The organism is Crateriforma spongiae, assembly GCF_012290005.1.
In the GTDB taxonomy this organism is placed as follows: Bacteria; Planctomycetota; Planctomycetia; order Pirellulales; family Pirellulaceae; genus Crateriforma; species Crateriforma spongiae.
In genome coordinates, this window is sequence record NZ_JAAXMS010000006.1 from 331,584 (window position 1) to 351,903 (window position 20,320).

Genomic DNA, 20,320 nt, shown 5'->3' on the forward strand with positions numbered 1-20,320 from the left:
CATCGGTCGGCCGGCCGTTATCGATCAGCGACGTCCCAAACCAGTCACCTGAAACCCAAAACCTGACACCTTTCCATCATGAGCATCGGCGAAACCAGCAATTACGATCGCATCAACGATTACGCCAGCGTTCGGATCTCGCTTGCCCGTCCCCAGGACATCAAAAGTTGGTCGTTCGGCGAAGTCAAAAAGCCGGAAACGATCAACTACCGGACTTATCGTCCGGAAAAAGACGGACTGTTTTGCGAACGGATTTTCGGACCTGAAAAGGACTGGGAATGCGCCTGCGGTAAATACCGTGGGATGAAATACAAGGGCATGATCTGTGATCGTTGTGGCGTGAAAGTCACACACAGCCGTGTCCGCCGTAAGCGAATGGGCCACATCGAATTGGCCGCTCCGGTCGTGCACATTTGGTTCTTCAAAGCCATGCCGTCGCGATTGGGCAACCTGTTGGCGATGAAGACCAGTTCGCTGGAAAAGGTCATCTACTTCCAAGATTACGTCGTGATCGACAAGGGATCGACGGACCTGGAAGAACAGCAGCTGTTGACCGAAGAGGAATACCGCGCCGCGCGGACGCAGTACGGACCCGGTTCGTTCGAAGCCGACATGGGTGCCGAAGCGGTCCGCAAGCTGTTGAACAAGTTGAATTTGGTCGAACTGTCCGAGCAGTTGCGCAAAGAGCTGGATGAGACCGGCAGCAAGCAAAAGAAAAAGGACTTGATCAACCGGCTGAAGATCGTTGAATCGATCCGTGACAGCGACAACCGTCCGGAATGGATGGTGCTGGACGTGATCCCCGTGATCCCGCCGGATCTGCGTCCGCTGGTCTTGTTGGACAGTGGCAACTTCGCCACCAGCGATTTGAATGACCTGTACCGCCGGATCATCAACCGAAACAACCGGCTGCGCAAGCTGGTCGATCTGAACGCGCCGGAAGTCATCATTCGCAACGAAAAGCGGATGTTGCAGCAGTCCGTCGATGCGTTGTTCGACAACAACCGCTGCAAGCGTCCGGTGTTGGGTTCGTCCAATCGCCCGCTGAAATCCTTGACCGACATGATCAAGGGGAAACAAGGTCGATTCCGAGAAAACCTGTTGGGCAAGCGTGTCGATTACTCGGCACGTAGCGTGATCGTGGTCGGTCCGCGTTTGAAGCTGCACCAGTGTGGTTTGCCCAAAAAGATCGCGCTGGAACTGTACCAGCCGTTCATCATCCGTCGCCTGAAGGAACTGGGCCACGCCGACACGATCAAGTCGGCCAAGAAGATGCTGGAACGGAAGGATGAAGAGGTCTGGGATATCCTGGAACAAGTCATCACCAACCACCCCGTGTTGCTGAACCGGGCACCGACGCTTCACCGGATGGGTATCCAAGCGTTCGAACCGACCTTGGTCGAAGGCAACGCGATCCACTTGCACCCGTTGGTTTGCAAAGGTTTCAACGCCGACTTCGACGGTGACCAGATGGCGGTCCACTTGCCGCTTTCGATCGAAGCCCAGGTGGAAGCCCACACGTTGATGATGTCGACCAACAACGTGTTCGCGCCGTCCAACGGTAAGCCGATCATGAGTCCGTCGCAGGACATCGTCATGGGTTGCTATTACGCGACCTGTGAATTGCCCGGTCGTCCCGGCGAAGGCATGGTGTTCGGGACGTTCGAAGAAGTCGAAATGGCTTTGGCCCAGGGCAAGGTGGAACTGCATACGAAGATCAAGATGCGGTTGCCCAAGTACCAACGTCTGAAAACTGAAGACGACAGCGCCAAATACGGTGCGGTTATTGAAACCACGCCGGGCCGCGTTCGCTTCAACGAAATGCTGCCCAAGGGCATGGACTTCTACAACAAGGCCATGCGAAGCGGTGATTTGGCCGAATCGATCAGTGATTGTTACCAACGGTTGGGGCGTCGCGCGACGATCCACTTGTTGGACGACATGATGCAGATGGGCTTCCGCGAATCGACCCGCAGCGGTTTGTCCTTCGCGACCGACGACTTGGTGACCCCCGAAACCAAGCAGGACTACATCAAGTCCGCGGAAAAGGAGGTCATGAAGTACAAGAAGGCCTATGACCGCGGTCAAATGACCGGCAAGGAACGTTACAACCAGGTCTTGGACGCTTGGACCAACGCCCGCGAAGCCATCACCAAGGACATGATGGACGCGATGGAAAACGACATCCGCGAAGGCGGTTGGTACATCAACCCGGTGTACCTGATGTCACACTCCGGTGCTCGTGGTGGTATCGCTCAGATTCGACAGTTGGCCGGGATGCGTGGTCTGATGGCCAAGCCCACCGGTGAAATCATCGAAACGCCCATTAAGGCGAACTTCCGTGAAGGCCTGTCGGTGCTGGAATACTTCAGTTCCACCCACGGTGCCCGAAAGGGTCTGGCCGATACCGCGCTGAAGACCGCCGACAGTGGTTACCTGACTCGGAAATTGGCCGACGTCGCGCAGAACGTCGTCATCACGATGGAAGACTGTGGCACCACCCAAGGGATCACCAAGGGTGTGGTGTACCGCGGCGAAAAGGTCGAAGTCCGCTTGGCCGATTCGATTAACGGTCGCGTCAGCCTGCAGTCGATCGTCAACCCGGTGACCGACGAAGTCATCGTGGCCGAAGGCGAAATGATCACTCCGGTCATTGCACGCAAGATCGAAGCGATGGGATTGGAAAAGATCCAAGTCCGGTCGCCCATGTGCTGCGATGCTCCGCTGGGGGTCTGTCGCCGCTGCTACGGCATGGACATGTCCACCGGTGCGATGGTCGAAGAAGGCATGGCCGTCGGTATCATCGCCGCCCAGTCGATCGGTGAACCCGGTACTCAGCTGACCATGCGGACGTTCCACATCGGTGGTTCGGTGTCCAAACAGGTCGAAGAATCCGACATCAAGTCGAAGAAGGCCGGGAAGATTCGTTTGACCCGGATGCGAAGCGTCACCAACGCCAATGGCCGCGACATCGCGTTGACGCGAAACGGCGAAATCATGTTGGTCGATGACCGCGATCGTGAAATCGAATCGTACGAAGTCCCGCTCGGGTCGACCTTGATGGTCCAGGACGGCGATTCCGTCACGGCTGGTCAAATCTTGTGCGAATGGAACCCGTATGCGATTCCGATTTTGTCAGAAACGACCGGGAAGATTCGTTTCGAGGACGTCGTCGATGGCGAAACCGCGCGGACCGAACGCGAAGCGTCCGGTAACGAACGGGTGATGATCATTGACCACAAAGGTGACCTGCACCCGCAGATCGTCATCGAAGACGAAGACGGCAAGCCGCTGGATGTCCAGTACCTGCCGGAGCGTGCGTCGATCAGCGTTAAGGAAGGTGCGGAAGTCACCCCCGGTACGGTCCTGGCCGAAATGCCGCGTGAAGGCGGTGGTGTCCACGACATCACCGGTGGTCTGCCTCGGGTCACCGAAATCTTCGAAGCTCGTAAGCCCAAGGATCCGGCCGTGATCGCCGAGGTCGATGGCGAGGTCGAGATTTTGACCGAACGCAAACGCGGCAAGCGGACGATCATCGTTCGCAGCGAATCCGGGATCGAACGTGAGCACTTGGTGCCGCACGGGAAGCACTTCCTGGTGCACAGCGGCGACATCGTCAAAGCCGGACAGGCACTGGTCGATGGCCCGTTGGTCCCGCACGACATCCTACGTGTCAGTGGCGAGGAAGCCGTGCAGCAATATTTGTTGCACGAAATCCAGCAGGTGTACCAATCGCAGCGTGTGGAAATCAACGATAAGCACGCCGAAATCATCATCGCGCGAATGCTGCGGAAGGTGAAGATCGAAACCAGCGGCGACACCAACCTGTTGCCCGGCTTGGTCATGGACCGGTTCCAGTTCCGTCAAGCAAACCAGGAACTTTCCGGTCGCATCAAGATCAAGGATCCCGGCGACAGCGATTTCACCGAAGGTCAGATCATCCCGAAGGATTTGTTGGAACAAACCAACGCCGAAATCGAAGCCTTGGGCGGCACACCCGCCAAGGGCAAGCGGCCCAAGAGTGCGACCGCATCGACTCAGTTGCTGGGGATCACCAAGGCGGCGGTTCAGTCCAACAGTTTCATCAGTGCTGCGTCGTTCCAAGAAACCACCAAGGTGCTGACCGAGGCCGCGTTGGCCGGAAAGGTCGACCGTCTGGTGGGTCTGAAGGAAAACGTGATTTTGGGTCACCTGATTCCGGCCGGTACTGGTTTCCGCGTCTTCCAGGAATCCGAGGTGAACTATCGCCGCGAAGCTCTGGAGGAACTGGCCAACGCCCCGGCACAGATGATGGAAGAAAGCTTCCCGCTGCTTAGCGAGGGCGCCGACGCGTCATCGGCCGCCGAAGGTGCAACGCCACAGCCCGCACCCGGCGAATTGGGTTCGACCGGCGAGACGCTGGACAGCCACAGCGGCGGACAAGACTGATCGTCACCGGCCCGGGACTCCACACGCCGTCGGTGCCGATGGCGTGTGGCGGCGAGTTCCGGTCGTGTGCCACCAGGCCGTCTTCGCCGTCCGGGGCTGCCGCCAGGGACGACATGGAATGAACTTCGAAAGCCCGGCAGTCAACCGTCATCGGTGGCTGCCGGGTTTTTTCGTGCGCGGTACCGTCTGTCCGCATTTTGCGGTGCGGCCATTCGACGCAGGTCCGGTCTGACGCGCGGTCGCGCAGAGCGTGCGGATTGGGCGATCCGGTGTGCGGATGTGGGTCAGGCGAAGGGCCAGGATTGACCAGATTTTGCAGTATTTTGCGACATCGTTGTCCCAGGCCGCCGATCCCGAACTCGGGGCGAAAAGAAAAATGCGGCAGAATGTCGCGGAGGCGTGCGTGGCCTTGCCACGAACTCAACTTCGCGGTGATACTGCCGACCCGCAACTGCGACAATTTTTCGTCGGCGACCGGTACGGACGACATCAGGAACGATGACGGTCCGGATTTGTTCCGCCCCTGGAATAGGGATTTTCCTTTTTCGGCGGCGTTGGCAGGATCGGTCAACGATGACTTGGCTTTGCGATCGGTATTCCGGCGTGCCAGTGATGGCGGGTCGGCCGCGTGAAATGGCTCGGGCGATGCGTCGGCAATGGTGCATTGAATCGGGCGTCCGACGCGGGCCTTACCGGTGAATCGTCAAGTGATGGCGTCGACCGCATCGCGGTTGATCCGGAAACCGATTGGACGCGGCGACGGCGCCGACGGTCGGGGACCGACGCGATGGCTGATCGGGATGTAACCGCCGGCCGAAAACTCGCGTGTCCATGACCGGCCTGTCGCCGGTGCGGATGAATGGACACTGACAACGAATCTTGACCGAAACTTGAAGAAGCCTCTCTGAGGCGAACGAGCATGCAACGGTTTCTGTTTCCCCGCTGGGTCAACCCTTTTCTAGCGGTGCTCGGTTTGGCCGCAATCGGCGGCGCGGGCTATGCCGCGGTGATGGGCGGTTTGATCACCGACCCTGAAACGCTGAACGTCGGATACAAGCCGGAACAACCGGTGCCGTTCAGCCACGCGCTGCACGCCGGCCAGTTGAAGATGGATTGTCGCTATTGCCACAACACCGTCTTCGATGCGGCCCACGCGGCGGTGCCTCCGACGGCGACGTGCATCAATTGCCACAGCCCGGCCAATGCCGACGGGCAAACCGCACTGGCGGCGGTGCGCACCGACAGTCCCAAGTTGTTGCCGATCCACGAAAGCTGGTTGACGGGCAAAAGCGTCGCTTGGAAACGGGTGCACAACCTGCCGGAATACGTTTACTTCAACCACGCGGCCCACGTGAATTCCGGGGTCAGTTGCAAGACGTGTCACGGTCGGATCGACCAGATGGAAGTCGTCTATCAGCACGAACAACTGTCGATGGCGTGGTGCATCGATTGTCACCGCAATTTCAAGAAGGAACTGCGGCCCCAAGAGTTTGTCACCAAGTTGGACTGGCAGCCGCCGGCCGACTGGGATGAAGAAGCCATTGAGGCTCACGTCCAGGAATTCAATATCAATCCACAAGTCCACTGTGCGGTGTGTCACCGCTGATCGGCCGCCCGGTGGCCTTCGCTGATTCGGTGGTCGGGGCGATCGACGCCACCGCCGAATCGCACCCAGGCAGCACGGCAATTTGCAATGGATCGCCTCCGCGGCGGTCAAAGCGTCAACAAGCCAACTCCTTTCTGAATCGCAGACCAGTTCGACATGGCTCGTCCTTCTGAAACATCATCGTCCGCCGCCGCCAACGGCCGACCGGCATCGTCATCCAAGAACCGTTCGCGGTTTTGGCGAAGTCTGTCCGATTGGCAGCAAAGCGAAGACTTTGACCAGTACCTGCATCGCGAATTTCCGGTCGCCGCATCGGAGTTTCCCGAAGGCGTGTCGCGTCGTCGGTGGATGCAAATCATGGGCGCTTCGCTGGCCATGGCCGGCGTGGCCGGGTGTCGGTATCCGGAAGAACTGATTGCGCCGTTCGTGCTGCGTCCCGAGGGCCGTGTTCCCGGTGAACGATACCTGCGGGCGACCAACATCGAATTGGCCGGCCGCGTTTATCACTTGCTGATCAGTTGTGTTGACGGTCGGCCGCTGAAGGTCGAACCGAATACCGATCACCCCGCCGGTGGCGGCACTGATGTTTATTCGCAAGCGTCGATTTTGTCGCTGTTCGATCCCGACCGTGCCCGCGTCGACGATGGTCCATTGGCCAAAGCGTCCGAGAACGGACGACGCGTTGCCGCCGGCTGGGATGAATTCACACGTTACGGCCAAGCCCTGATTCGCACAGCGGAATCCAGCAAAGGCCGCTCGTTTGCTTTGTTGATGCAACCCACGCGATCCCCGTCGACCGTGCGGATGATCAAGCAGTTGCAGTCGAAGTTGCCCGAGATGACGATCGCCCGTTACGACTCGGTCACCAACGAAGTCATGCGGAAAGCGACGACCCAGGCGTTCGGCAAGCCCGCACAGCAAGTCCTGAATCTGGCCGACGCCAAGACGATCGTCACGTTGGAAGCCGACGTGCTGGGCCGTGATGCCGGGTTCGTCAACAACGCCGCCGGCTTTGCCCAGTCGCGGGATCCGAATTCAGAATCAATGAGCCGGTTGTACGTCGTCGAAGGCGGGTACACCCAAACCGGCGCAACGGCCGACGCGCGGTTGTCGCTGCGTCCCAGCCAAATGGCGGCCTTCTTGGCCGAACTGGAACGTCGCGTCGATGCGGCGTCGGGTGAATCGGCTGATGAAGAGACCAAAGCTGACACGGCCTACGACCAACTGGATCACGCCGGCCGACTGAAACGCTTCATCGAAAGTTTGGCAAGCGACATCGCCGCTTCGCCCGCGGACAGCGTGGTCGTCGTCGGCGAACATTTGGGGCCCGAGGCGATCGCCGCTGGCATTCGGCTGAACCAAAAGCTTGGTTCGCTTGGCAAGCTGCAAACGTTTACTTCGCCCGCCGACGCCGAAATCGAAGACTCGGTTTCGGTCGCCGAATTGGCCGACAAGATTGGTGCCGGCGAAATTGATTCGCTGGTCATCGTTGACGGCAACCCGGTGTTCACCGCACCGGCCGACGTGGACCTGGCGGCCGCGATCGCCGCGGTCGACAACTCGGTTTACTTGGGCGAATACGACGACGAAACCGGTGCCGTTTGCAAATGGTCGGTTCCGGTCAGTCATCCGTTGGAAAGCTGGAACGACACCGTCGACGACCACGGCTATTACGGCGTCACCCAGCCCCAGATCCTGCCGCTGCTTTCCGGCAAAACGGTTCCCGAAGCACTGGCCGTGATGATGGGCTTGCCTGTTACGTCAGGCGAACAGATTGTCCGTGCCACGGCCGAACAGGTCTCCGGTGCGTCGATCAGTAACCGCCAATGGCGAAAATTGCTGCACGACGGTTATGCCGAAGACTTGAAGCAAGACGACGAGGAATTCACGCCCAGCGGTGACGCCCCCACGGCGGACGCCGACGCACTGGTCGTCGTTGAACAAGCCGACAAGGATGACATCGAAGTCATCTTCCATGCCGCTGATGGCATTTTTGACGGTCGTTTTGCCAACAACGGTTGGCTGCAAGAATTGCCACAGTCGATCACCAAGGTGACCTGGGACAACGCGGCGGTAATGAGCCCGTCGACGGCGTCGGTGATCGACATTCATCACGGTCAAATGGTGACCATCCGCAACAGCGACGGCGTCAAGGTGACGTTGCCGGTTTACGAGTTGCCCGGATGTGCCCCCGGTGTGATCAGCGTGCCGATCGGCTACGGTCGCGAGCGGGCCGGAATGGTCGGCGGACTTGTCAGCGAAGAAATCGAAGCGGTCGGTGTGGATGTCCAGCCGATTCGGTTCAGCGACGCGATGTTGCTGGCCACGTCGATGGAAGCACGCCGTGTCGAAACCACCTACGACTTGGCAACGACCCAGGATCACTGGGCGATCGACGAACTGGGACGCGAAGAAACCGAAGCCCGCAGTTTCAGCCTGGTCCGCGAAGGCACCACGGCACTGTTGAAGAAGCTGCCCGAGTTCGTGGAGGCCAAGTCGCCGCACGTGCCCGCGGTCGGACCCGCCGGTTCGCTGTGGGAAGAACCGATCAACACGATCGAAAAGGAAGAGCCGAACTTGCCGCAATGGGGCATGTCGATCGACCTGACCAAGTGCATCGGCTGTAACGCCTGTATGGTGGCCTGCCAAAGCGAAAATAACGTGCCGATTGTCGGGCGTGAACAGGTCAAGAACAGTCGCGAAATGCACTGGCTGCGGATCGACCGGTACTTCCAAGGCGATTCCGAGTTCGCCGATGTGGTCCAGGAACCGGTCGCCTGCATGCACTGTGAAACGGCACCCTGTGAACAGGTCTGCCCGGTCGCCGCGACAGTGCACACCGACGAAGGCCTGAACGCAATGGCGTACAACCGCTGCATCGGAACGCGGTACTGTGCCAACAACTGTCCGTTCAAAGTTCGACGGTTCAATTACTTCAACTACAACAGCGACGTCGGCGTCGGCTACGGCATCGATGCATACGAAAGCAACATTGAAAACGCCAGTCGTAAGCTGCAAGCTCTGGTCTTGAACCCCGACGTCACGGTTCGCGGCCGTGGGGTGATGGAAAAGTGCACGTACTGTGTCCAGCGGATCGAAGCCGCCAAGATCAACGCCCGCAAAGACGGCGGACGACCGATCGAAGACGGTGAAGTCGTCACCGCTTGTCAGTCGGCTTGTCCCACCCGGGCGATCGAATTCGGCAACGTCGGCGATTCGGAATCCAAGGTCAGCAAGGCACGCGAAGACATCCGCAGCTACGGCATGCTGCCGCAGTTGAACGTCAAGCCGCGGACGACGTACATGGCCCGCATTCGCAACACGCCGGCGTCGTTGATGACGACGGCACAGTTGCACGACTTGGAACACCTGGAAGCGCCGCATCACGGCGACCACCACCATGGCGATGGCGACCACGACGATCACGGCGATCATGGTCATGGCGATCAGGGGCATGGCGAACAGGGGCACGGCGATCACGACCATGGCGAATCGGGGCACGATCACGACGCACATGACGCCGGATCGGCCAAGCCCGCCGAGACGACTTAGACAATCGACGGTTTTTACGGACTGACTTTCAAGGCTGGCCCAGCCGATTTTATCTGGCAACCTTTCACCGCTAACTGCATAACCGCTGATCATGGCACTTGCCGTACCCACAGGACTGGACAACACCAAAGAACGGCCGGGCGAACGCGCCCCGTTGGTGTTGGGTGATACGACGTATCACGACATCACTGAAATGGTTTCCAGCATTGCAGAAAAGCCACCCGGCCGGGCTTGGGTGCTGGGATTCATCGTGGCGTTCGCCCTGCTAAACATGCTGGGCCTTTGCATCCTGTATTTGATCTACACCGGTGTCGGCGTCTGGGGAAACCGGGCACCGATTTTCTGGGGCTGGCCCATTGTGAACTTCGTGTTCTGGGTCGGGATCGGTCACGCGGGAACGTTGATCAGCGCGATTCTGTATCTGTTCCGGCAAGAATGGCGAACCAGCATCAACCGTGCGGCCGAAGCGATGACGATCTTTGCGGTCGTTTGTGCGGGAACCTTTCCTGGGATTCACGTCGGTCGGGCTTGGTTGGCTTACTGGTTGGCACCGTATCCCAGTTTGAACCTTTGGATGTGGCCACAATTCCGCAGCCCGCTGTTGTGGGACGTGTTCGCGGTCAGCACCTACGCGACCGTGTCGCTGTTGTTCTGGTACATGGGGATGGTGCCCGACTTGGCAACGTTCCGCGACCGCAGCAAGAACAAATGGCGGCGAATGGCCTACGGCATTCTGTGTCTGGGATGGAGCGGTTCGTCGCGTCACTGGATGCGATATGAAAAGGCCTACGCCTTGTTGGCCGCTTTTGCCGCCCCGCTGGTTTTGTCGGTGCACACGATCGTGTCGTTTGACTTTGCGGTTTCACAGGTCCCCGGATGGCACACCACGATCTTCCCGCCGTACTTTGTCGCCGGGGCGATCTTCAGCGGTTTCGCGATGGTGATCACGCTGATGGTTCCGGCCCGAAAGATCTTCAGTCTGGAAAAGATCATCACGCTGCGGCACTTGGACAACATGACCCGGATCATCTTGGCCACCGGCATGATCGTCGGTTTGGCGTACGGGACCGAGTTCTTCATTGCCTGGTACGGCCAAGTCCCCGAAGAAAAATTCGCGTTCATCAACCGTGCGTTCGGGCCTTACGCCTGGGCGTACTGGACAATGATCACTTGCAACGTGATCAGCCCTAACCTGTTCTGGTTCAAGAAGGTTCGCACGACGCCCTGGATGATGTGGGTCGTGTCGATCTTCGTGAACATCGGCATGTGGTTTGAACGTTTCGTGATCACGGTGACCAGTTTGTCACGTGATTACTTGCCCAGTGCATGGGCCTACTTTGAACCGACCTGGGTCGACTGGGCGATGTTGGTCGGATCGTTCGGCCTGTTCTTCACCCTGTTCTTGTTGTTCTGCAAGTTCATGCCGGTCGTGAACATGGCGGAAACCAAAGCGACGTTGGCACACGAGCTTCACCTTTCGCACTCCGGACACGGGGGGCACTGACGCAACGATGACTGAGCAAACCAAAGACAAGAAAGTTCACGGCGTCGTCGCCGAATACACGGATGTTGATTCGTTGATGGCTGCGTGCCGCCGGATCCGCGACGCGGGTTACAAGCGGACCGATGCCTTCACGCCCTTTCCGGTTCACGGGATCGATGACGCGTTGGGCATCAAGCCGACCGTGTTGCCGTGGATCGCGCTCGGTGCGGGTGCAACCGGAACGATGATCGCTTTGGCGATGCAGATCTGGATGAACGGCATCGATTACCAATACATCATTTCGGGCAAGCCGTTCATCAGTCTGCCGGCCTTCATCCCGGTCGCCTTTGAATTGACGATTCTGTTGGCTTCCTTCGGGACGTTCTTCGGAATGTGGGCGCTTAACGGGTTGCCGCGTTTCAGCAATCCGATTTTCACCAACCCGCGTTTTGATCGGGCGACCGACGATACGTTTTTCTTGTACATCGACGCCAAAGATCCTCAGTTCGATCAGGCCGGTGTCGAACGGTTGCTTGGTGACGCCGGGGGCGAACAGATCACCGCGGTTGTCGATGATGACACGCCGACAAAGATTCCGCGTTTCTTGTTGACCGCGATCGTTTCGGTCATCGCCCTGTCGATGATTCCGGCGTTGATCGTGGCCAAGATGCGGGTGACGACCAGCGACAAGCCTCGTTTCCACATCTTCATGGACATGGACTTGTCGCCCGCCAAAGACGCACAGCAAACGTCAACGCTGTTCGCCGATTTGCGTGCGATGCGTCCCGACGTTCCCGGAACCGTCGCGCGTGGTGCGTTTGACGGCAATCTGGATTACCTGACCGGCATCGACATGGAAGAACTGTCGATGACCGATGCCCCACGCGCACAGCGGTTGGTGGCCGCTTACGCCCAGGGCGATGACGCTTCGGGTCAGGAAGGTGGTGACGACGAATCGGCAGATTCCGGTGACGCCGCCGCCCAGACGGACAAGACGCCTTGGCTGAAGTACAACCCGCTAGACGTCGACATGGACGTGCTGCAGCGTGGCCAAACCCAATTCGGAATCTACTGTGCCACCTGTCACGGTCTGGATGGTCGCGGCAACGGATTGGTCAACCAGCGTGCCCAACGCATTCTGGCCACGGCCTGGGTACCGCCGTCGAACATGCACGATCCGACGCTGTACCAAGACCAGTATCCCGACGGAAAACTGTTCAGCACGATCACCAATGGCGTCCGTAAGATGGCCGGATACGCGTCACAGATCGAACCGGAAGACCGCTGGGCGATCGTGGCTTATGTCCGGGCGTTGCAGAAGAGTCAGAACGCTTCGCTGGACGAAGTTCCGTCGGCTGACCGCGGCACGATCGAGCAAGAAGTGGCCGACGTGAAGCAACAGTTGAAGGAGGCCGCGGAGGCCGAGCGTCAACGCCAAGAAGAAGCGGCCGCCAAAGCGGCGGCGGAAGAAGCCGAGCAGGCGGAAGAGGCTGCCGCCAAGGAAGCCGAGTCCGCCGAAGCCGAAAACACCGAAGAATAGTGATTCGTGGTGTCGGTTTCCGTTGCCGCCGCATGTGGCATCGGCCCCCGACGCTCGCCTGAAATAACCGACGTCCCGTTCGTTCCAACCCGTTCGTTCAAACAAGCATCCTGCGGTTCCGATGTCCGATCACGCGATCCAATCCAAACCCGCCGACGACCCGGCTTTTCAACTGCCGTCGTTGTTACAGGGCCTGACTTTTCCGCTGATCATCGCCGGTGTGTTGGCGTTGATCGCCGGTGCGGCCTTGGGCCACTTTGGCGTCAATCCCACGTTCGGCATGTCGGTCTACCTGACGTCGGTGATGTACGTGTTGACGATCGCCATCGGCGCGTTGTTCTTCGTGCTGATTCAGCACTTGTGCAAAGCGGGCTGGAGCGTGGTCGTCCGGCGTGTCGCTGAATTGATGATGGTCATGATCATCCCGTTGGCGGTGTTGTTCATACCCATTCTGGTTTCGTTCACCGGCGAAGGCGTGTTGTACAAGTGGGACGACCCGGGCTATGCCGCCGCGACCGGGATCGACACCACGGTATGGGGTGAAAAATCACGGTGGCTGACGCCCGGTTGGTTCATCGTTCGCACGGTGCTTTATTTCGCGATCTGGGGGGGATTGGCCGTCTGGTATTTCCGCCGCAGCCGAACGCAAGATGAAACCGGCGAACGCACGCTGACCGAATCGATGCAGGGTGCCGCCGGGCCGGCGATCATCGCATTCGCCTTTGTGACCTCGTTCGCCGCCTTCGATTGGTTGATGAGCCTGGCACCGATGTGGTTCTCCACGATGTTCGGTGTTTACATTTTCACCGGCGGGATCTTGTCAGCACACTGCGCGATCGCGTTGTTCACCTACCTGTTGCAGCGTCAGGGTGCCCTGCGTGACGAGGTGACCAAGGAACACTATCACGACCTGGGCAAACTGATCTTCGGATTCATTTGCTTCTGGGGATACATCTCGTTCAGCCAGTACATGTTGATCTGGTACGGGAACATTCCGGAAGAAACGCATTGGTTCTACGAGCGATCACAGGGGCCATTCCTGTCGATCAGCGCGATCTTGATTGTCGCCCACTGGGCGGTTCCGTTCCTGGCGATCATGAGCCGTCATGTTCGTCGCCGGCCGGCGTTGGTCGCCATCATCGCGGCGTACATTTTGGTGATGCACTTCATTGACATCTATTGGGTGGTGATTCCCGAAGCCGATCACGCCCACGAAGGTCTTGGCGTCGGCGGTGCGGTGGGCGTGCTGGCCAGTCTGGTGTGCGTGCTGGGCATGGTCATGTTGATGGTCGGCCTGATGTTGAAGGTCGCCGGCAACACCCGTTTGATTGCCGTCCGCGATCCGCGGCTGCAAGAATCCTTGGCTTTCCACAACATCTGATCGGCTACCAATCCCCCCCGGAAGTGCTGCCCACCGGCGTGCAGAGCTCCTCGGGGGACGAATGAAAACGACGCGATTCGCGATCAAGAAATTTTGCAAAGGCACTGAAACCGATGGCACAATACGATGACCTCAACGGCGGACGAATTGCCCTGGTCGGGGTGATCTCCGTGGTCGTGACTGCGGTTACTGCACTGGCGGTCCAAGTCGCGTTTTATGCGATGGCTTCCTACAACGACGCCAAGAAGCAGGCCGAAAGCGATTACCGTCGACAAAACGAGTTCCTGATGAGCCAGGAAACGGAACTGGCCCAGTACGGCGTGGACCCCAGCAACGCCAACGTGACCATCCCGATCGAAAAGGCGATGGAACTGGTGGCGGCCGAAAGCCATTCGGAATCCCACGACGACGATTCAAACAACGAAATCTGAACAACCCGCTGACACTGACGTGACTGTAAAGCTTCCCCAACAACGAATCGGCAATCTCGGCGACACGCCGGGGCGACGCGCACGACAGGTTTCGTGCGCCCGGCCGGGCTTCATCGCGGCCTGGGCCGCGATGATCGTGTTGCTGGGGGTGGTCATGTTCGTTGGGACCGCGTCCGCCCAACCGCTGCAAAGCGGCGAAGGGGTGTCGCTGAACAACTCGATTCCTCGCGAGGTTCGTTCGGTCACCGTGACGCAAAAGCTGGGTGAAAACATCCCCGCCGACGTCGTGATGACGGACTCGTCAGGAAAGTCCCTCTCGACCGGCGACCTGTTGGATGGTGAAATCCCGCTGTTGATCACGCTGAATTACAGCGACTGTCCGATGCTGTGCAACGTCCAGTTGAATGCTTTGGTTCAGTCGCTTGACGAACTGGAATTGAAGATCGGCAAAGACTTTCGGCTCCTCTCGCTCAGCATTGATCCGACCGAACCAACCGAAAAGGTCGCGCAGACCAAAGACCGTTATCTGCAGGAGGTGCCCCGTCAAAGCGGTGCCGCCGAAGGATGGCGGTTCTGTACCGCCCAGCAGGAACAGATCACCAAATTGGCCGATGCCCTTGGGTTCAGTTACGTCTACGACGAGCAATCCGGTGAATACTACCACCCGGCCATGTTGGCTTATGTCAGCCCCGATGGCGTCATCGTCCGTTATTCGCTGGACGTCGGTTTTCCGGTCGACCAGTTGAAGCTGTCGATCGTCGAAGCGGGCCAAGGCAAGGTCGGATCGGCCGTCGACCAGTTCGTGCTGTGGTGTTACAGCTACGACCCGAACAAGAACAGTTATGTCCCGCAAGCTTGGAAACTGATGCGGCTGGGCGGTTTTGTGACCGTCGGCGCGTTGGTGACGGCCCTGTTGCCGTTTTGGGTGGGACGACGTCGCCGCCCCGCCGGTGACCCGGCGAATGCATCCAGCGTTCCCCACGGTTCGCAACCCGATTCCGATTCCGACTCCGACGCGGCAAATTGACGCACAAGCCCCGCCGGACCATTGAATTATTTGGCGTCAGACGTGATCGTCGCACGATAGCAACGCGGTTCAATTTGTCGCACCGCCACGCAACCAACCCCATTCCGAAAAGAAATGTTGGACCACAATCAACTGCCGCTGGCTGATGTCAACAAAAGCCTCTGGTTCCCCGAGCAAGCGTCGTCGTTTGCCGAAGGTGTGGACTGGGTCTATGACACGATTCTTTACATCAGCCTCGTTTTCTTCGTCGGCATCGTGATCGCCTTGGTTTGGTTTGCGATCAAGTACCACAAGAAGAAGGGCGAACCGGCCGAAAGCCAGACTTCGCACCACACGCCTTTGGAATTGTTGTGGTCGATCGGTCCGTCATTCCTGTTGGTCTACATGTTCGTCGTCGGTGCGATCAGCTACCTGGACATGCGGACTCCGCCCGAAGGATCGTACGAGATCGGCGTCGAGGCCTACAAATGGGGCTGGACGATGGATTACGGCGGCGGGACCTACCACCCCGAACTGCACCTGTTGTTGGATGAGCCCACCAAGCTGTCGATGCGCAGCAGCGACGTGATCCACAGCCTGTTTATCCCGGCCTTCCGAGCCAAGAAGGACATCGTGCCGGGGCGATACAACTACATGTGGTTCAAGCCGACCGTCGCCAGCGAAAAGGTGTCCGACGAGGAACTGGCCAAGGCCAAGAAGGCAACCGGTACCGACGCTTGGGACTACGACGAGTATCAATTCACGCCCGACGGTTATCGCTTCTTCGATCTTTACTGTGCGGAATACTGTGGCAAAAGTCACAGCGAAATGCAGACGGTCGTGGTCGTTCACGAAACCCAAGAAGAACTGGACGCCTGGATCAAAGAAAAGGCATCGCGTCCTGACGATGTGGCACCCGAAGCTTGGGGAAAGACGCTCTACAACCAACGCGGTTGTGCCAGCTGTCACTCCATCGACGGCAGCAAGCGTGTCGGTCCGTCGTTCAAGGATTTGGCCGGTTCCACGCACGCGTTGGCCGACGGATCCAGTGTGACGGTTGACCCGAACTACATCCGTGAATCGATCCTGGAACCCAAGGCGAAGGTGGTCGCAGGCTACAACCCTGTGATGCCCAGCTACAAAGGCCAACTGAGTGACGACGATATCGATTCGATCATCGCTTATCTGAAAACCCTGGCTGAGTGACGAAAATCGTTACCCCGCCCGATAACCATTCATCGTATTTGTTTAAACCGTTTATCGAGGTCCGCTGAAGTATGTCTGCCGGCACCCTGCCCAGTAACGTTCGCGATCCGGGATTCCCGACCGAGCGTGAAAACTATCTGACCAACAGCAAAGGGTTCCTCAGCTGGTTCTGCACGTTGGATCACAAACGGATCGGCGTGATGTACCTGATTGGTACCGTCACCGCGTTTTTGATCGGCGGTTTGCTGGCCCTGGGAATTCGCTTGCACCTGTTCAGCCCCGAAGGATGGCTGTTCACCGACAACTGGTTGGGATCGTCCGTCGACAAGAACACGATCTACAACCAGGTGTTCACCCTGCACGGGGCGATCATGGTGTTCTTGTTCATCATCCCCAGTATTCCAGCTGCCCTGGGAAACTTTCTAGTTCCGGTGATGTTGGGGGCCAAGGACGTCGCGTTCCCGCGGCTGAACCTCAGCAGCTTTTACCTATGGATGTTTGGCGCCCTGTTCTTCATCGGCGCTTTGCTTTCCAGCGGTTTGGATACCGGTTGGACGTTCTATACCCCGTACAGCACGACCACCGACAGCAGCGTCATCCTGGCGACGTTGGGGGCTTTCATTCTTGGATTCAGTTCGATCTTCACCGGGTTGAACTTCATCGTGACCATCAACACGATGCGTCCGCCGGGAATGACTTGGTTCAAAATGCCGTTGTTCCTGTGGGCCACCTACGCGACCAGCATCATCCAGGTCCTGGCGACGCCGGTTCTGGGGATCACGCTGTTGTTGCTGATCGCCGAACGCGTCATGCAAATCGGGATCTTTGATCCGGAATTCAACGGCGACCCGGTCACCTATCAACACTTCTTTTGGTTCTACAGCCACCCCGCCGTTTACATCATGATCTTGCCGGCCTTCGGCGTGATCAGTGAATTGATCAGCGTTCACAGCCACAAGCACATCTTCGGCTATCGCTTCATCGCTTATTCGTCGATCGCGATCGCCTTGCTGGGCTTCTTGGTCTGGGGGCACCACATGTTCACGGCCGGCATGAGCTCGCTGACCACGATCATTTTCAGTGCGTTGACCTTTACCGTTTCGGTCCCCTCGGCCATCAAGGTCTTCAACTGGCTGGCGACGATGTACAAGGGCTCGATCAGCCTGACGACGCCAATGTGCTACGCCCTTTCGTTCATCTTCCTGTTCACGATCGGTGGTCTGACCGGATTGTTCCTTGGAACGCTGGCGACAGACTTGCACCTGCACGATACCTACTTCGTCGTCGCACACTTCCACTACGTGATGGTCGGCGGAACACTGATCGCCTTCCTGGGCGGTGTGTTCCACTGGTGGCCCAAGATGTTCGGACGCTTGTACAACGAATGGGGCGGACGTTTGTCCGCGGCGATCGTCTTCATCGGTTTCAACCTGACGTTCCTTCCTCAGTTCGTGCTCGGAAGCCGCGGGATGCCACGTCGTTATGCAACGTACGATCCGGAATTCGCGTACCTGCACCAGATGAGCACCATTGGCGCGTTGATCTTGGGTATCGGATTGTTGATCGCATTGGTGGTGCTGATCGCATCGCTGGTCAACGGCAAGCGATCGCCGGCGAACCCCTGGGGAGCCGCGACGTTGGAGTTCGCGTGCACCAGCCCGCCGCCGTACTACAACTTTGAACGTGCTCCCGTCGTGGGGGACCCCTATGATTTCCACGACATTTTCTGGGACGCCGAAAACGAACGTTACGTGACGGCCGAGCCGGAGCGAGAGATCGTTCCGCAGACCGTACCGGAAGAATCACCGGCCCACGCGGGTGGTCAGAACTGATCATTGATCGACGCGGTCCTATCCGCGTCTTAAACATGGGCCGCAGCGATCCGTCCGTGGTTGTTGTGGTCCGCTTCGTAGCCGGCTTGACCGGTCGTGCGAAAACACTTGCATTGGCTATAACTTTCGATCATCGCTGCGGATCAAGACGACCGCATCCTACAAATGTCGACGACCATCGACGCGAAAAGGCATGTCAACCACTGATGTTCAAACGACGGAGACCGGTGCTTCAGCGTCCGCGTCGTCCGATTCGACCCACGGGCATGATCACGATCACCCGTCGTTCCTGGCTCACCACTTCGACACGCCCGAGCAGCAGTTCGACAGTGGAAAGTTGGGCATGTGGCTGTTTTTGGTCACGGAAGTCCTGTTTTTCAGCGGGATGTTCTGTGCCTATGCGATCTTTCGGATGTTGCGGCCGGAGGTCTTTGAAGGCTGCAGCCAGTTCCTGAACACCAAGCTGGGCGCGATCAACACGGGCGTCCTGCTGTTCAGTTCGCTGACCATGGCGTGGGCCGTTCGATGTGCCCAAACGGAAGAGTACAAGAAGCTGACCGCCCTGCTGGCCACGACGCTGTCCTGTGCGATGGTTTTCTTGGGCGTGAAGTCGATCGAGTACTCGCACAAGTGGGGCATGGGTCTGAACCCGGCCGGTCTGTTCACTTACGACCCGGCCAACCCTCATCCCGGCGGTCACCCCAACTATTTGTTGTGGCTGTGCATTCCGTTCATCGCGATCACGATCGGCGTGGCCATCTGGTTGGTCGTTTCGTTTTTGAAGAAGAACACGTTCCAGTTTGAATGTGCCAAGCCGCTGTTGGTCGTCTGCCTCAGCTTCTTCGCCGGCGTCGGGCTGGGAACGATCTTGGAAAGCGGCGAATCTGCCGAACACCACGCCGCCGCCGGTGATCACGGCGACGGGGATGCCCACGCGGAACATGGTGATGGCGACCACGCGGACCACGCAGTGGCGGATCATGATGCCGATGTGGATTCGGCCGTTGCCGCAATGGAAGATTCGGGCGATCTGGTTGCTCTGGAAACCCTGGCGGCCGACGAATCCAACACCGGGCTTCAAAACCAACTGGACGCCCGACGTCGACAGTACGAAGTTGCCGGCAGTTCCGTGGTCAGCGACGTTGACGAAGTGGACGGTACGATCGAGAAGGCGACACAGAACGTGTTCACGCCTCGGACCGCCGGAGTCTTCTTCAGCATCTATTACTGTATGACTGGCATCCACGCGATTCACATCTTGGCGGGGATCGGTGTTTTGGTTTGGTTGCTGGTGCGTTCGATTCGCCAGGACTTCAATCGTCAATACTTTGGCCCGGTGGATTACGTCGGACTGTATTGGCACTTGGTCGACTTGATTTGGATTTACCTGTTCCCGTTGCTGTACTTGATCCGCTAATCCGCAGGTCAAAAACACCGGTCTCTCATTTCTTTTTGACGTTCGATTTCACTAAGCGACTTCATCATGTCAGGTCACGGACACAGCGACGACGGAACCGATTTTGCGCACCCGATCCCGCTGCCACTGCTTTTCGGTGTTTTCTTTGCGTTGGTGTTTTTGACCATCGTCACCGTGGCACAGGCCAGCTTCGATCTGGGCAGTCTGGATGTGGCGGTCGTGATGGCCATCGCGACGATCAAAGCGATCTTGGTCGCGTTGTTCTTCATGCACCTAGCATTCGACAAACCCTTTAACATCATCGTGTTCGTCGGCTCGTTTGTTTTTGTCGGACTGTTTGTGATTTTCACGCTCAGCGATAGTCAGTTGACGTCGGATTCTTTCGAACCAAAGATCGACGAACCGGTCGTCGCCGAAGCATCGATGTGATTGTCGGGC

Annotated in this window: 12 protein-coding genes; all 12 read left to right on the top strand. The window is 58.3% G+C overall.

The window, feature by feature from the left end; genetic code table 11:
* Positions 1-78 precede the first annotated feature (78 nt).
* The 12 genes from rpoC (at position 79) to HFP54_RS17775 (ending at position 20,311) form a co-directional block, all read left to right on the top strand.
* Entirely contained in the window at positions 79-4,428 is a 4,350-nt protein-coding gene (gene rpoC, locus HFP54_RS17720) for a DNA-directed RNA polymerase subunit beta' (RefSeq protein WP_146414548.1), read from the top strand.
* A gap of 919 nt (positions 4,429-5,347) precedes the next feature.
* Positions 5,348-6,034: a cytochrome c3 family protein gene (locus tag HFP54_RS17725; RefSeq protein WP_146414547.1), complete on the top strand. Its 687-nt coding sequence runs from the start codon at positions 5,348-5,350 to the stop codon at positions 6,032-6,034.
* Between the two features lie 156 nt (positions 6,035-6,190).
* Entirely contained in the window at positions 6,191-9,586 is a 3,396-nt protein-coding gene (locus HFP54_RS17730) for a TAT-variant-translocated molybdopterin oxidoreductase (protein ID WP_168566185.1), read from the top strand.
* Between the two features lie 91 nt (positions 9,587-9,677).
* A complete protein-coding gene (gene nrfD / locus HFP54_RS17735) occupies positions 9,678-11,090 on the top strand; it encodes an NrfD/PsrC family molybdoenzyme membrane anchor subunit (protein WP_145296498.1) in 1,413 nt (470 codons plus the stop codon).
* Between the two features lie 7 nt (positions 11,091-11,097).
* Entirely contained in the window at positions 11,098-12,609 is a 1,512-nt protein-coding gene (locus HFP54_RS17740) for a quinol:electron acceptor oxidoreductase subunit ActD (RefSeq protein WP_168566186.1), read from the top strand.
* Between the two features lie 121 nt (positions 12,610-12,730).
* Positions 12,731-13,990, top strand: coding sequence for a hypothetical protein (locus HFP54_RS17745; protein WP_168566187.1), 1,260 nt, complete (start codon positions 12,731-12,733; stop codon positions 13,988-13,990).
* 113 nt (positions 13,991-14,103) lie between these two features.
* Positions 14,104-14,421: a hypothetical protein gene (locus HFP54_RS17750; RefSeq protein WP_146414543.1), complete on the top strand. Its 318-nt coding sequence runs from the start codon at positions 14,104-14,106 to the stop codon at positions 14,419-14,421.
* A gap of 19 nt (positions 14,422-14,440) precedes the next feature.
* Positions 14,441-15,448, top strand: a complete 1,008-nt coding sequence (locus HFP54_RS17755) for an SCO family protein (protein ID WP_315853926.1) — start codon at positions 14,441-14,443, stop codon at positions 15,446-15,448.
* Positions 15,449-15,562: 114 nt separating this feature from the next.
* Positions 15,563-16,633 carry a cytochrome c oxidase subunit II gene (locus HFP54_RS17760; protein WP_146414542.1) on the top strand — a complete coding sequence of 357 codons (1,071 nt, stop codon included), beginning with the start codon at positions 15,563-15,565 and terminating at the stop codon, positions 16,631-16,633.
* A 71-nt stretch (positions 16,634-16,704) separates the two neighbouring features.
* Positions 16,705-18,465, top strand: a complete 1,761-nt coding sequence (locus HFP54_RS17765) for a cytochrome c oxidase subunit I (RefSeq protein ID WP_145296511.1) — start codon at positions 16,705-16,707, stop codon at positions 18,463-18,465.
* 193 nt (positions 18,466-18,658) lie between these two features.
* Positions 18,659-19,882: a cytochrome c oxidase subunit 3 gene (locus HFP54_RS17770; RefSeq protein ID WP_146414541.1), complete on the top strand. Its 1,224-nt coding sequence runs from the start codon at positions 18,659-18,661 to the stop codon at positions 19,880-19,882.
* Between the two features lie 66 nt (positions 19,883-19,948).
* Positions 19,949-20,311: a cytochrome C oxidase subunit IV family protein gene (locus HFP54_RS17775; RefSeq protein WP_145296516.1), complete on the top strand. Its 363-nt coding sequence runs from the start codon at positions 19,949-19,951 to the stop codon at positions 20,309-20,311.
* The last annotated feature ends 9 nt before the right edge of the window (positions 20,312-20,320 follow it).